The 13,504-nt window shown below is 60.7% G+C and carries 12 protein-coding genes and 3 pseudogenes; 8 read left to right on the top strand and 7 right to left on the bottom strand.

Annotated elements, in window-relative coordinates; all coding sequences use genetic code 11:
• The 5 genes from BD293_RS20095 to BD293_RS20075 all read left to right on the top strand — a co-directional run bounded on the left by BD293_RS20095 (nt 1) and on the right by BD293_RS20075 (nt 4,444).
• A complete protein-coding gene (locus BD293_RS20095) occupies nt 1-1,092 on the top strand; it encodes a FecCD family ABC transporter permease (RefSeq protein ID WP_142085396.1) in 1,092 nt (363 codons plus the stop codon).
• A gap of 75 nt (nt 1,093-1,167) precedes the next feature.
• Nucleotides 1,168-1,587, top strand: coding sequence for a transcriptional repressor (locus BD293_RS20090; protein WP_170207251.1), 420 nt, complete (start codon nt 1,168-1,170; stop codon nt 1,585-1,587).
• Nucleotides 1,584-2,549 carry a CobW family GTP-binding protein gene (locus BD293_RS20085; RefSeq protein WP_142085393.1) on the top strand — a complete coding sequence of 322 codons (966 nt, stop codon included), beginning with the start codon at nt 1,584-1,586 and terminating at the stop codon, nt 2,547-2,549. Before BD293_RS20090 ends, BD293_RS20085 begins: the two co-directional genes overlap by 4 nt.
• Nucleotides 2,534-3,433: a WD40 repeat domain-containing protein gene (locus tag BD293_RS20080; RefSeq protein WP_142085391.1), complete on the top strand. Its 900-nt coding sequence runs from the start codon at nt 2,534-2,536 to the stop codon at nt 3,431-3,433. Before BD293_RS20085 ends, BD293_RS20080 begins: the two co-directional genes overlap by 16 nt.
• Before the next feature lie 33 nt (nt 3,434-3,466).
• A complete protein-coding gene (locus tag BD293_RS20075; RefSeq protein WP_170207250.1) occupies nt 3,467-4,444 on the top strand; it encodes an IS5 family transposase in 978 nt (325 codons plus the stop codon).
• Between the two features lie 34 nt (nt 4,445-4,478).
• Here the strand turns inward: BD293_RS20075 and BD293_RS20070 are convergent.
• The 4 genes and pseudogenes from BD293_RS20070 to BD293_RS20055 form a co-directional block, all read right to left on the bottom strand.
• A pseudogene (locus BD293_RS20070) lies at nt 4,479-6,785 on the bottom strand (1-deoxy-D-xylulose-5-phosphate synthase N-terminal domain-containing protein); the annotation flags it as partial.
• 24 nt (nt 6,786-6,809) lie between these two features.
• Nucleotides 6,810-7,361 (bottom strand): OsmC family protein, encoded by a 552-nt coding sequence (locus tag BD293_RS20065; protein ID WP_142085389.1) that lies wholly within the window; start codon nt 7,359-7,361, stop codon nt 6,810-6,812.
• A complete protein-coding gene (locus BD293_RS20060; protein WP_142085387.1) occupies nt 7,354-8,676 on the bottom strand; it encodes a trans-sulfuration enzyme family protein in 1,323 nt (440 codons plus the stop codon). The genes BD293_RS20065 and BD293_RS20060 overlap by 8 nt, the downstream gene beginning before the upstream one ends.
• Nucleotides 8,677-8,705: 29 nt before the next feature.
• Entirely contained in the window at nt 8,706-9,908 is a 1,203-nt protein-coding gene (locus BD293_RS20055) for a methionine gamma-lyase (protein ID WP_142085385.1), read from the bottom strand.
• A gap of 111 nt (nt 9,909-10,019) precedes the next feature.
• Between BD293_RS20055 and BD293_RS20050 the strand changes: the two genes are divergently transcribed.
• A complete protein-coding gene (locus tag BD293_RS20050) occupies nt 10,020-10,478 on the top strand; it encodes an Lrp/AsnC family transcriptional regulator (RefSeq protein WP_142085383.1) in 459 nt (152 codons plus the stop codon).
• A 335-nt stretch (nt 10,479-10,813) separates the two neighbouring features.
• Nucleotides 10,814-11,332, top strand: a pseudogene (locus BD293_RS20045) (SDR family NAD(P)-dependent oxidoreductase); the annotation flags it as partial.
• A gap of 74 nt (nt 11,333-11,406) precedes the next feature.
• On the opposite strand, the gene BD293_RS20040 reads toward BD293_RS20045, so the two are convergent.
• Nucleotides 11,407-11,961 carry a helix-turn-helix domain-containing protein gene (locus BD293_RS20040; protein WP_142085381.1) on the bottom strand — a complete coding sequence of 185 codons (555 nt, stop codon included), beginning with the start codon at nt 11,959-11,961 and terminating at the stop codon, nt 11,407-11,409.
• A gap of 190 nt (nt 11,962-12,151) precedes the next feature.
• Here BD293_RS20040 and BD293_RS20035 point away from each other — a divergent pair.
• A pseudogene (locus tag BD293_RS20035) lies at nt 12,152-12,334 on the top strand (FAD-dependent oxidoreductase); the annotation flags it as partial.
• 56 nt (nt 12,335-12,390) lie between these two features.
• On the opposite strand, the gene BD293_RS20030 reads toward BD293_RS20035, so the two are convergent.
• Entirely contained in the window at nt 12,391-12,870 is a 480-nt protein-coding gene (locus BD293_RS20030; RefSeq protein ID WP_246086418.1) for a hypothetical protein, read from the bottom strand.
• Nucleotides 12,867-13,424, bottom strand: coding sequence for a recombinase family protein (locus tag BD293_RS20025; RefSeq protein WP_142085379.1), 558 nt, complete (start codon nt 13,422-13,424; stop codon nt 12,867-12,869). Before BD293_RS20025 ends, BD293_RS20030 begins: the two co-directional genes overlap by 4 nt.
• Nucleotides 13,425-13,504: the final 80 nt, after the last annotated feature.

The raw sequence follows: 13,504 nt of genomic DNA, 5'->3' as shown, positions 1-13,504 counted from the left end.
ATGCGCACCACCCCCAGCCCTGAAACTGCCGCGCCGGTTCTGGCCACGCAGGCCAGATTGCCTGCGCTGGCGCGCCCGGTCCGGCAGGGGCTGTGGGGGCTGGGATTGGTGGCGCTGGCACTGTCCATCTCTGCCGCTGTCAGCATTGGGGCCGTGTCCATCCCGCTGGGCACAGTCTGGGGCGTGATCGCAAACCGGGTCGCGCCCGGTCTGGTCACAACCGACTGGTCAGCGGGCCGCGCGGCGATTGTCTGGGATATCCGCCTGCCGCGCGCGCTGCTGGCGGCGTTGGTGGGGGCAGGTCTGGCGCTGGTGGGGGCGGTGCTGCAATCGGTCACGCGCAATCCGTTGGCCGATCCGCATCTCCTGGGCATCTCATCGGGGGCGGCCTTCGGCGCGATTCTGGCGCTGTTGCACACGGGCATGTTTCTGGGTCTGGCGACGGTGCCGCTGCTGGCATTCCTGGGCGCGCTGGGATCGACGGCGCTGGTGCTGTCGGTCGCGAGTTTCGCGCAGGCCACCAGTGCTGACCGGCTGGTGCTGACCGGCGTAGCGGTGTCGTTTATCGTGATGGCGCTGGCCAATGTGCTGATCTTTCTGGGCGATCCGCGCGCCGCGCATACGGTCGTGTTCTGGATGCTGGGCGGGCTTGGTCTGGCGCAATGGGCGCATCTGGTCTGGCCCGCGCTTATACTGGCAGGTGCGGCGATCTGGTTTCGCGCAGTTGCAGGCTCGCTCAATGCCATGACCATTGGAGATGAAACCGCATCGACCCTCGGCATCCCGGTCGCGCGGTTCCGGATCACCTGTTTCGTGGTGGCCGCGCTGGTCACGGGCGTCCTGGTGGCGTTTTCTGGCGTCATCGGCTTTGTCGGTCTGATGATCCCGCATATCGTGCGGCTGGTGGTGGGGGGCGACAATGCGCGCGTGCTGCCTGCCGCGATGTTGGTGGGCGCGATCTTTCTGGTCTGGGCCGATATCATCGCCCGCACCATCATGCGCCCAGAGGACATGCCCATCGGCATCGTGACCGGGCTGATCGGCGGCATCTTCTTCATCTGGCTTTTGCGGCGGCGGTCGCGAACGCAATGACACCATGCGCTATTCGGACTTGGACAACCCACACCCGAAGATGTTATAGAGTAACATCAAATGAGGTGCGATGCGATGGCAGCCAATCTGCTCAATGCCCGTGATATGGCACTCCACGCCTGCCTTTGCGCAGCGTCACGCCCGCTTTCGGCCTATGACCTGCTTGATGCCAGACGCGCGGCAGAACCTCGCATCGCGCCGACCGCGATCTACCGATCACTCACCAAGCTCGAAAAGGCAGGCCTTGTGCAGCGCGTTGCCACCCTCAACGCCTGGATCGCCCGCCCGCCCAAGCTGCCAGCAGAACCGAGCGTTCTTGCCATCTGCGACAGTTGCGGCGCGGTGGAACAAGTGGCTGAAGCGGGCGTCATTCAAGCCGTGACCGATGCGGTGACCCGCAGCGGTTTCCACCCCAACCGGCCCGTGATCGAGGTGCATGGCCACTGCCCCCGATGCGAGTCCGAGACCGACCCAACCCGGAGTGCCCCAAGATGACTGCATCCACCCAAGTTCCCGTTACTGTCCTGTCCGGCTTTCTCGGCGCCGGAAAGACCACACTTCTCAACCGCATCCTGACCGAACAGCATGGCCGCCGCTATGCGGTGATCGTTAACGAGTTCGGTGAGACCGGCATCGACAACGAGTTGGTCGTCGATGCCGATGAGGAAATCTTCGAGATGAACAACGGCTGCATCTGCTGCACCGTCCGGGGCGACCTGATCCGCATCCTCGGCGGCCTGATGAAGCGGCGCGATTTTGACGGAATCATCATCGAGACGACCGGCATGGCCGACCCGGCACCCGTGGCGCAAACCTTCTTCGTCGATGATGACGTGGCCGCGCGGACCCGGCTGGATGCCATCGTGACGGTTGTCGATGCGGTGAACCTTGCCACCCATCTGAATGAGGCGCATGAGGCGGCCGAGCAGATCGCCTTTGCCGATGTGATCTTGCTGAACAAGACCGACCTTGCCGACGCCGCCGCCATCGCCGCGGTCGAGGCGCGCATCCGTACCATCAACCCCTATGCGAAGATCGTACATTCGGCGCGCTGCGCCGTGCCGCTCGATCAGGTGATTGGGCTCGACGCCTTCAGCCTTGAGCGTGTGCTGGCGGTTGAGCCCGATTTCCTGACCAGCGATCACGACCATGAGCATGAGGAGGAGATCACCTCGGTTTCCCTTGCCGCCGATCAGCCGCTGGACCCGAACCGCTTCGAGTTCTGGTTCGGCCAGATCATCCAGCGCTTCGGCACCGACATCCTGCGCGCCAAGGGCATTCTGAATCTTGCGGGCGAGGACCGGCGCTATGTCATGCAGGGCGTCCATATGCTGATTGAGGCAAACTTCCTCGGCCCCTGGCCCCCCGGCCCCCGGATTTCGAAGCTGGTATTTATCGGCCGCAACCTCGACACCATGGATCTCGGAGGGGGCTTCAAGGCATGTCAGGTGGACTGACCCTCGATCCATCCACGCTTTCAGGCAGTGGACCCACGCAGATCGAGCTCAATGCGCGTCATATGGATATTGGCGCGGTGCCGGTGCTTGGCGCGGCCTTGGGCGAGACAATCGCACTGGCCTGCGGTGACGGGCAGATGCGGTTTTTCGCACGAGACGGCAACATGTCGGCCTATCAGGTGCATCGCGGTGCCATCCTGTCGATGGTGCTCTTACCAGGCGAGGAGGGTGTGCTGACGGGCGGCGACGATGGTCGGTTTCTGCGCATGAGCAGTGACGGTACCGTAACGGAACTCAGCGCGCACCAGCGCGGCTGGGTCGATCATGTCGCAGCGGGCAAATATGGACGTATCGCCTGCTCGGTAGGTCGCGTCGCGAATCTGCATGATGAAGACGGACATGTTCATGCGCTGGAGCATCCTTCAACTGTCGCGGGCCTTGCCTTTGATGCCAAGGGCAAGCGCCTTGCCGTTGCCCATTACGGAGGTGTTACTGTCTGGTCGAAAGAGAAGCGCGGCTGGAAGCCCAGTACTCTGAAATGGGCAGGCAGCCATACAGGTGTCACCTTCAGCCCGGATGGCCGCTTCGTGATTTCCATGATGCAGGAAAATGCTCTGCACGGATGGCGGCTGCGCGATAAGGCCGACCTGCGCATGTCGGGCTATCCATCCAAGGTCAAGAGTTGGGCCTGGGCTGCAGATTTACCCTGGCTTATCACCAGCGGTGCCGATCAGGCGATCCTGTGGCCCTTCGACGGGGTCAAGGGCCCGATGGGCCGTTCGCCGCTGCAATTATGCTGGTCTGTGCCATCGCTCGCGACCGCGGTGGCCGCCGTCCCAGGGCGCGAGATGGCGTTGTTGCATGGACCCTACGGTTTCTGTTAGGAGGCCGTTTCCCTGATCGATTGGATAGCGTTGATGCCGCATAAATTCAATGACGGCCGCCGGCACAAATTCGAGAAGAAGCGGTACCGCATTACGAACTGGGCTGACTATAACGAAAGGCTGCGTCGGCGGGGCGATGTAACAATTTGGCTAAGCCCCGAGGTTGAAGCTGCATGGCGTGCAGAGCGCCGCAAGACACGGGGTGGCCAGCCAGTTTATTCTGACCTGTCTATTGTGACCTGCCTGACACTTGGCATCGTTTACAACCAGCCGCTGCGCCAGACCGAAGGGTTTGTAGGCAGCCTGGTGAAGCTCATGGGGCTGGATTTGTTGGTGCCCGACTACTCGACCCTGTCACGTCGCGGGGCCGGTTTGATCTTGCCAATGAAAGCGCGCGCGTCGACGGATGGCCCTATCCACTTGGTGGTAGATAGCACGGGCCTGAAGATCTTTGGCGAAGGCGAGTGGCTGGAAAACAAGCACAAAACAAAGGCCAAACGCAAATCCTGGCGCAAGCTGCATCTTGGGCTGGACCTTGTCACCGGCGAAATTGCCTGCTCTGAACTGACCACCGATGATGTGGGTGATCCCACCGCCTTGCCAGAGCTTCTGGATCAGATTGACGGGGACGTGACACGCTTCATCGCCGACGGCGCCTATGACGGCGACCCGACCAGCGACTTGCTCGTGAAGCTGTTTGGGGTTGATGTCGAGATCACTATTCCGCCTCCCAAGACTGCGGTTCTCAGCGCCGAGGCTCTGGGCAATCCAACGCTGCGCGACCAGCGCATTGCCGCAATACGCACAGGCGGGCGTATGGCCTGGCAGGTGAGCAGCGGATACAATCAGCGCAGCCGCGGTGAAACACAAATGGGTCGCTGGAAGATGGTCATCGGCCCCAAACTGAAAGCGCGCAGCTTTCCCAACCAGAAAACAGAAGCCAAGATCGGCACCCACATTCTGAACAAGATGACCGAACTTGGCCGTGCCAAGTTCGAGGTCGTCGCTTGACCAAATGAGCGGGTAAGGGCAAACTCAAACCATCGTAGGTCCGTGCAACAACGCCGATGGTGCCGGTCTGCCCGAAATGTTCGACCCCATGCGAGACGGTCCGATGGCCCGCCACACTGCCCAGCCAGGCCAGCGTCGCGGGATGGCCGTCGATTGCGGTAACTATCAGGCAATCGCGGGGCAAGTCGCCCAGCAGGGTCTCGATGTGGCTGCGGGCGCGCGGATTGCCACGGGCGCGGGCGCGCTGTGCCGCTGTCCAGCCAGCGTTCAGACGGTCGGACGACGTGACAGCCATCACGCCGACATCGCGGCGATGCTCGCCGATCAGGCCCGCTGCGCCGATGGCTTCAGGTGCCACCACACCCTGATAGGCGATCACCACGTCACAATTCGGCCCAGGTTTGCGCAGCCAGTAGGCGCCGTCGATGGTGCCCTGTCGGAAATCGTCGTTCACGCGCTTGCCGGGTTGCTCCAGCGGGTTGGTGGTCAGCCGCAGATAGACCGAGCCGCCGGTCTCGTCGCGCAGCCAGGTGCGTTCGTCCGGGTCGCCGTCTCCGTCCCGTTGCAGATAGTCGAAGGCCCAATGCATGATGACCGCCAACTCATCCGCAAAGGCAGGTTCAAAGGTCGCAAGCCCGTCCTGCGCTATGCCGGTCAAGGGCGTACCGATGGACTGGTGCGCGCCGCCTTCGGGCGCCAGCGTCACCCCCGAGGGCGTGCCCACGATGATGAAGCGCGCGTCCTGATAGCAGGCATAGTTCAGCGCATCGAGGCCACGGTGAATGAAAGGGTCATAGACCGTGCCGATGGGAAACAGCCGCTTGCCGAACAGGCTGTGCGACAGGCCTGCAGCCCCCAGCAAAAGGAACAGATTCATCTCTGCGATGCCCAGTTCAATATGCTGGCCTTCCGGGGCAAAATCCCATTTGGCGGTCGAGGGGATGCGATGTTCGATGAAGACATCGGCTTGTGGCTTGCGGGCGAACAGCTTGCGGCGGTTGACCCAGGGACCAAGGTTGGTGGTCCCCGTCACATCGGGCGAAGTGGTAACGATCCGCGTGGCCAATGCGCTGTCCCCCTTGGACAACGCGTCCAAGATCTTGCCGAAGGCCATCTGGGTCGAGATTTCACGCTCGGCCTCAAAACTGATCGGCGGAACCGCGATACGGGCATCGTGATAGCGGCGGCGACCCTTGGCAAAGAAGGGAACCCTGGCAAGAAAATCTTGCAGCGCGGGCAGGTCGTCAATACCGGCAAAAGGTTCCCATTCCTGACCCTTCGGCACGTCCATATGTGTCTGCCACTGGGCGAACTGGGTGGGGTTCATCAGCCCGCCGTGGTTGTCCTTGTGTCCGGCAATCGGCGTGCCCCAACCTTTGATCGTGTAGGCAAGGAAACACACAGGCCGGTCATGATCGACAGCGGCAAAGACCTCGGCCATGGTCTCCACGCAATTACCACCAAGATTTTCCATCAACGCCGCCAGTTCGGCATCCGAGCGCCGGTCGATCAGGGCGCTGACCTCGCCTTGATCGCCCAGATCCTCCATCAGCCGCTTGCGCCAGACGGCGCCGCCCATGAAGGTAAGCGCGGAATACTGCTGGTTCGGGCAGGCGTCGATCCAGTCGCGCAGCGCCGCGCCGCCTGGTTCGGCAAAGGCCGCGCGCTGCAAGGCACCATGTTTCACCCGCACCACATCCCAGCCGAAGGCGTCGAAAATTCTCTCGATCCGGGCAAAGAGCCCCTCGCGCACGATCCCGTCCAGCGACTGGCGGTTGTAATCGATGATCCACCAGCAATTGCGCAGATCGTTCTTCCAGCCTTCCTGCAACGCCTCGTAGATGTTGCCCTCGTCCAGTTCGGCATCGCCCACCAAAGCCACCATGCGGCCCATGGGCAGATCGCGGCCCCAGTCCTTGGCGGCAATGTAGTCTTGTACCATCGAGGCAAAGGAGGTGATCGCCACCCCCAGACCCACCGAGCCGGTCGAGAAATCGACATCGTCGATGTCCTTGGTCCGCGAAGGATAGCTTTGCACCCCGCCAAGGCCGCGAAAATTCTCCATCTTCTCGCGGGTCTGATTGCCCATCAGATACTGGATGGCATGAAACACCGGTGAGGCATGGGGCTTGACTGCCACCCTGTCCTCTGGCCGAAGCGCCGAGAAGTAGAGCGCGGCCAGTATCGACACCATCGAGGCGGAAGACGCCTGATGCCCGCCGATCTTGATGCCGTCTACCTTGGGTCGGATATGGTTGGCATGGTGGATCATCCAGTGCGACAACCACAACAGGCGCTGCTCGATGGATTTCAGATGGGTCTGGTCAGCGTGGGTCATCATCGGCGGCTCCTTGTCGGGCTGGGGTCAGGCGTCGGAACGGTTGCAGATGATCTCGCCCTTCAAAGTGACAGGGTTGAGTATCGTCTGTGCGTTCGGGCTGTGCGCGATGGCCTTGGCGTGCAGCGCTTCCAGTTGGTCGGTGCTGGCATCCGAGGTTGCATGAATCTTGTATCGGATTTCGGGAAAGCCCACGGTGGAATTGCTGCCAATCCCAAGAAACCCACGCAGGTCCAGCGTTGCCTCGAGGTCGATGCGCAGGCTTTCCAACTGGATGCCCTCGGCCGTGGCCCCGGCGACAAAAGCCACCATCATGCAAGCCCCCAGACCCGACAACAGCAGCTCTTGTGGATTTGGCCCGTGATTGTTGCCCATCAACTGCCGCGGTTCATCGACCTTCCATGTGAAGGACCGGCTGACACGGTGTGGGCCGACCCGCATCGGCTTGACCTCGGCGCGCGAGCGAGTGCCGCTTTCCCAATCGAGAAAGACACCGTAGTCCATCACGGCCTCTTCCGGGGAAGCGGTCACTTCGTTGACGAATTCGGAAAGGGCGGCGGTGGGCAAGCTGTTACGCATGGGCGGTTTCCTTTGCGGGAGAAATCTGGGCAAGGGCCTGCTCGAAATCGGTGATCAGGTCGGCGGCATCTTCAATCCCGACCGACAGGCGCACGCAGCCGGGATGGATGCCGATGGCGGCGCGCTGGCGAGCGGTATAGCTGGCCTGCGAGGTGTTGAAGGGCAGGCTGACAAGGCTTTCGACCCCGCCAAGGCTGGTTGCCTGCTTGGGGATGCGCAGCGCATTCACCAGCGCCAGCGCCGCCGCATCGCCACCTTCGACAAGGAAGGTCACATTCCCTGTGCCGTTTTTCAGCAGCCGCCGCGCCACGGCGCGGTCGGGGTGGCTGTCCAGAAGCGGATAGAAGACGCGGGTCACCTTCGGGTGGCTTTCCAAATACTGCGCCAGCGCATGCGCACTTTCTTCGTGTGCTCGCATCCGGATCGCCAGTGTCTTCAGGCCCCGCTCCAACAGGAAGCAGGCATGCGGGTCGAGCGATCCGCCATAGTTCAAAAGCCGCGGCCAGATCATGTCGATCAGCTTGCGTGGACCGGCGGCGACCCCTGCAATCAGATCGCTGTGACCGTTGAGGTACTTCGAGGCCGAATGCACCACCACATCCGCCCCCTGCTCCAAGGTCCGCATGGCGACGGGCGGGGCAAAGGTGGCGTCGATCACCAGCCGCAAGCCGTTGCGGCGGGCAATTTCGGCCAACCGGGGAATGTCGATGATCTTCAAAAGCGGATTGGTGATTGCCTCGAAATACATCAGTTGCGTTTCGGGGCGAATGGCCGCCTCGATCGCCGCGAAATCCTGCGGATCGGCCAGCGTTGCCGACATGCCAAAGGTCGGAAACTCCTGATTGAAGAGGTTGTAGGTGCCGCCGTAAAGATCGGCCGAGGCGATCACATGCGCTCCCTTGTCCACCAGTGCCATCACTGTAGCGGTGATTGCCGCCATGCCTGATGAAAAGACAATCGCCGAGTCCGCCCCTTCCAGCGCGGCCAGCTTTTCCTGCACCGCCCATTGCGACGGGTTGCCATAGCGCGAATAGATAAAGCGGTCGCGGGCAAAGCCTTCTTCGATGGAGCGATACTGATCGGCCCCGAGCAGAAAGGTGGACGCCTGATAGATCGGCGTGCCCACCGCGCCGGTGCGCGGGTCATCATGGGTTCCAGCATGGACAGCCGTCGTCGAAGGCCCTGCTGCGGGCCGATCATTACCAGACAGGAACGGCCCGGCATCGCGCTTGCGGTCAAGGCTGTTCAGCCAGCCGCCAGACGTGGAGCTTGGGCCGCAGCTGGTCGCATCGCCACGGATTTGAGTGTCAGACATCGAATTCTCCGGTTCTCGGGAACATAAGGTCAGGTCGCTTCGACATTATGCGCGGCAAGCGCCTGCATCAGATCGCCGAGAATGTCGTCCACGCCCTCCAGCCCGACCGACAGGCGCACCAGCCCTTCGGCAATGCCGTGGGCGGCGCGTTCCTCAGGCGTATAGGTGGAATGGGTCATGCTGGCGGGGTGCTGGATCAGGCTTTCTGCATCCCCCAAGGAGACCGCGCGCTGGATCAGCGTCAGCCGGTTCATCATGGCGATGCCACCTGCCTTGCCGCCTACCACCTCGAACGGGATCATGCCGCCGAAGGCCGCCATCTGTCGTCGCGCCAAGATCGCCTGCGGGAAGCTCTCCAGGCCAGGGTAATGCACGCATTTCACCGCCGGATGTGTCTCCAGCGCGCGGGCTATGTTCAGAGCCGCTGCGGAATGGTGCCGAACCCGCAGTTCCAGCGTCTTGATGCCGCGGAGCAGTAGCATCGCGCTAAAGGGTGACATCACCGCCCCAGTCATGTCCTTGATGCCCACCAGCCGGATCTGCGCCATGTCCTCGGCCCGCCCGACCACCAGCCCGGCGATCACATCGCCATGACCGCCCAGATACTTGGTCGCCGAATGCACCACGATATCGGCGCCATGCTCGATGGGCCGGGTCAGCACCGGCGTGGCATAGGTGTTGTCCACCACCACCTTCGCCCCGTGCCGATAGGCGATTTCGCTGATCGCGGTAATGTCCACCAGCCGGTTGTTGGGGTTGGCGGGGGTCTCGAAATAGACGATCCGTGTCTTCGGCCCGATCACCGCCGCCAGGTTGGCCGGATCGGACAGATCCACGGGGCGCACCGTCACGCCAAAGCGCGGTAGGCCGTGGGTCAGAAAGGCAAAGGTGCAGCCATAAAGCGTCTTGTCGAGGATCACCTCGTCGCCCGCCTGCAAGAACGTCCACAAGGTCGAAGTGATCGCCCCCATCCCCGAGGCCGTGCAAAGCCCCGCCTCGGCCCCTTCCAAATTGGCAATGCGGGTTTCCAGATGCCCCAGGGTGGGGTTCGAGATGCGGCTGTAGAAATGCCCCTCGGCTGCACCCGCGAACATGGCCCCCCCGGCCTCAGCGGTCTCGAAGGCGAAGGTCGAAGACAGATAGACCGGCGGGTTCAACGCACCTTGATGATCGCTTGCGTCATAACCGTGGTGTATGGCGCGGGTGGCAAAGCTGGGCGGGGTGTCACGCATGGTGTTCTCCTTCTGGCTGATCACCATCTTGCGCTTGTTGCGTTGGCATTAGGTTGCTATTCATGCCATCAGATGCGCCAATGTTGGCATTTTATGCTAGGAATTATCAAAATGGATGAAAAAGACCGCCAGATAATCCGGGCCCTGCAGCGCAACAGCCGTGCCACGAATCTCGAAATCTCTGCCGAAGTGAACCTGTCGCCTTCGCCCTGCCTGAGGCGTATCCGGCTTCTTGAGGAAAGCGGGGCGATCCTAGGTTATCGCGCGGTGGCCGATCAACGCGCCTATGGCCTGCCGGTCTCGGTGTTCATCCGCATCCGGTTGGAACATCACAGCGGCGACACGGTTCAACATTTCGAGTCGCGGATCCGGGCGCTCGATGAGGTGTTGGAATGCCACCTGATGACCGGCCCCGCTGATTACCTGTTGCGCGTCGTGGTGGCCGGGCTTGACGCTTATGAAGATTTCATCCGTAACCGCATCCACCCGATCGGCGGCATCGCCTCAATCGATTCCAGTTTTGTCTATGGATCGGTGAAAAACACCGGGATTTTTCCGCTCGTTGGATAATGGCAAGAAACGCGTGAGCCGCCAAACGGAAAGGTCAACCCTACTTGCGCTTGATCAGCGCCACTTTGATGGTCGTACAGGCAGTCACGCAACAGTCGGTCGTTGTTCCACGTTCGTGACGGTCTTGTCACTGGATGCGGGTCTCGGATTCGTCGTCCACAAAGCGTTGTTTGAGGTTCGTCGCAGCGCGCGGCTTAAGTGACCGCTTGAAAGAACGTCGCGCGAGAGGCCGACAGACCGCTCTGGGCCGCATTGGGCGCTGACCTCGTACCAAAGGTCAGCGGGCCGATGCCGCGCCGCAGCTCGACGCGGGGAGCCCAAATCGGACAGATTGCGGGCGCATCGACATTCTGCACAGCCATGCCGGGATCCAGATTGCCGGTCGGCTTGAGGATGCGGAACTTGACCAGTTGGGTCTGGCATGGGCACTTAATGTCCGGGCGCATTTCGTTCTGGCGCAAGCAATGATTGCGCCGATGCGCACACAGGGGGGCGGGTCGGTGATCGTGACTTCATCAAACTCCGGCTGTCAGTATGACCGTGGCATGATTACTTATGCGACCACCAAACACGCCACTGTGGCGATGGTGACGCAGATGGCGGTGGACTATGCACGCGAGAATATTCGTTTCAATGCCTTGTGTCCTGGTTTCGTTGATACGCCATTCAATGCCGGGTTCGAGGTTCAGATGGGCGGTCGCGCATCTCTCGAAAGCTATGTCGCGGACTCTATTCCCATGGGGCGATGGGCCCGCGTCGAAGAGATCGCGGATGGTATCGTCTATCTGGCCTCGGACAGATCCAGCTTCGTCACCGGGCTTGCTCTCGTTATTGATGGCGGTGAAATGCTATGAACGAACAGCTTGGTGCGTGGACAGAGCAGGCACCCAAGCGATCACATCTCGAAAGTAGACTTCCATTCCGCGCGTCAATACACGGGCGGCGAGATGACCCAGATCACGACGGCAGGATCAGAATGCGGGTTGGCCCATGCGTAGTCACGGTTTGTGAATTGGAAGCTGTCACCCGCATGAAGGTCGAATTGCAGATCGTCGATGGCCAAAGACAGCCTGCCACTAACCAACATCCCACCATCTTCGCGGTCACCCGCCCGCATGCGACCGCCGCTGTCGGAATGTGGGGCAAAAATTGATTTGATCATCTCGAACGACCCTGACAGCGAGGGCGAAAGCAATTCTTCGGTCAAGCCGCTTTCCGTCGATCCAATGGGCACACGGTCATCGGCGCGCAAGACAAGGCCGCGCTCGGCCTCGGCGCGGGATGCAGAGCGGAAGAACACACTGATGTTGATGCTCAGAGTGTCAGCAATCAGGCCAAGGTCTCGCACGGAGGGCGCGGTCTGCCCACGTTCGATTTGGCTAAGCCAGCCAAGGGAACGGCCGATTGCGGTCGCAAGCTGCTTCAGGGTCATACCGCGCGCCTTGCGCAGGGCGCGGATATCATCGCCGATCTGTTTGCTCATGTGGATTTCATACCTTCGCTTTTGCCCGCATTGGTAAACAACCAGCATTACGACGCAAGGATTTTCGCTTGATATAATTGCTTAACAATAATCACTCTACAATGAAATTCTCATTTGATATTTCATTTCAAAGATGGCAACACTTGGCCTTATCATCCCCTCCCGCTCGGGCCTGCAAGGATTGCCACCTATGGTCACACTTCCCGCCAAAGCACGCGTCGTCATTATCGGGGGCGGCATTTCGGGCTGCTCGGTCGCCTATCATCTGGCCAAACTTGGCTGGACGGATATTGTCCTGCTGGAGCGCAAACAACTTACATCAGGCACGACATGGCACGCGGCGGGACTGGTGGGGCAGTTACGCGCCAGCCAGGCCTAGCTGGCCCGAAGCTGCATATTTGGGCTTCTTCGAGAACAATGTGAGAACTTTTAGTCGACGGAATTCTGCAGATACATTGCGATGGTTTCGGCGGGCATCTTGTACCCACGCCCGTCGGAGACGCGCTCGGTGCTGATCGGGTACCTTGGTCTATTGGGATTGATTGCCACGATCCGATGGAGGTCTCCGCGCAATTTGAAAGTCCGCCCATAGTCAGATGGCTCAAGGCCAAAATGTGGAGCAAGAACTTCAAAGAGTGCTTTTTCTGGCGAATAGATCGCGCCGTCCTCCATCGGGATACCGACCCGGAAGCTGATGTCGAAACCATGACGCAGGTCGATGTCGCTCAGCTCCCCACCTTCGACCGTCAAACCATGCGTCTCCGCCACCTTTAGGCACGCTTGCGTCATGTCCCGGCGCAGCTTTTCGCAGAGCGGGGGCGTCAGGTTACGCGGCGGTGGTACTTTTGTGTTTGATGGCGCTGGTGGCTTTGCCACTGGCGACCGCTGCTTTGTCTTGCTCTTTTTCACATCAACGCCTTTGCTTTATAAACAGTGCCCCGCGATATTCCCATGTCACGTGCGATTTTCGTAGGTGACATTCCCTCTGACAGCTTCGCCTGAATGGTGGCCATATCGATTTTCGGGAGGCGACCGCGATACACGCCACGTTGCTTGGCAGCGACAATACCCTCGGCTTGCCGTTCCCGCCGAAGATTGGTTTCGAACTCGGCAAAGACGCCGAGCATGTCGAAGAAGGCCTTGCCCGTTGCCGTGGATGTATCGACGGGCTGTTCAGTAGCCGCCAGATGCGCGCCCTTGGATTTCAGCCGGGTGACGATGACCTGCAGATCACTGAGACTGCGGGCCAGTCGATCAATGCGCGTGACCACCAACGTTTCTCCTGGATGGATGAAGTCGAGGATCGTTTTCAGTTCAGACCGCCCCTTTAGGCTCGCGCCACTCTTTTGCTCGGTGCGGACCATTCCGCATCCGGCCGCGTTCAAGGCGGCAATTTGCGCATCAAGGTTTTGCTCGACGGTTGACGTGCGCGCGTACCCAATTTTGGCCCGATAAGTGTTCATTTTGAGTGTGCCCTCGACATGAACTGTTCATTATCGGCAAATTGACCCAAAGTGAACAAGAAATCCACTTGCTATAGTGT

Origin of the sequence: Roseinatronobacter monicus (assembly GCF_006716865.1) — a bacterium.
In the GTDB taxonomy this organism is placed as follows: Bacteria; Pseudomonadota; Alphaproteobacteria; order Rhodobacterales; family Rhodobacteraceae; genus Roseinatronobacter; species Roseinatronobacter monicus.
This window is presented reverse-complemented; position numbering and strand designations above follow the sequence as displayed.

Excerpts from the sequence above, each read along its gene's own strand:
- BD293_RS20025 (WP_142085379.1), bottom strand. The coding sequence starts at position 13,424 with ATGAACACTTATCGGGCCAAAATTGGGTACGCGCGCACGTCAACCGTC.
- BD293_RS20080 (WP_142085391.1), top strand. The coding sequence starts at position 2,534 with ATGTCAGGTGGACTGACCCTCGATCCATCCACGCTTTCAGGCAGTGGA.
- BD293_RS20050 (WP_142085383.1), top strand. The coding sequence starts at position 10,020 with ATGGATGAAAAAGACCGCCAGATAATCCGGGCCCTGCAGCGCAACAGC.
- BD293_RS20060 (WP_142085387.1), bottom strand. The coding sequence starts at position 8,676 with ATGTCTGACACTCAAATCCGTGGCGATGCGACCAGCTGCGGCCCAAGC.
- BD293_RS20095 (WP_142085396.1), top strand. The coding sequence starts at position 1 with ATGCGCACCACCCCCAGCCCTGAAACTGCCGCGCCGGTTCTGGCCACG.
- BD293_RS20075 (WP_170207250.1), top strand. The coding sequence starts at position 3,467 with ATGCCGCATAAATTCAATGACGGCCGCCGGCACAAATTCGAGAAGAAG.
- BD293_RS20040 (WP_142085381.1), bottom strand. The coding sequence starts at position 11,961 with ATGAGCAAACAGATCGGCGATGATATCCGCGCCCTGCGCAAGGCGCGC.
- BD293_RS20090 (WP_170207251.1), top strand. The coding sequence starts at position 1,168 with ATGGCAGCCAATCTGCTCAATGCCCGTGATATGGCACTCCACGCCTGC.
- BD293_RS20085 (WP_142085393.1), top strand. The coding sequence starts at position 1,584 with ATGACTGCATCCACCCAAGTTCCCGTTACTGTCCTGTCCGGCTTTCTC.
- BD293_RS20065 (WP_142085389.1), bottom strand. The coding sequence starts at position 7,361 with ATGCGTAACAGCTTGCCCACCGCCGCCCTTTCCGAATTCGTCAACGAA.
- BD293_RS20055 (WP_142085385.1), bottom strand. The coding sequence starts at position 9,908 with ATGCGTGACACCCCGCCCAGCTTTGCCACCCGCGCCATACACCACGGT.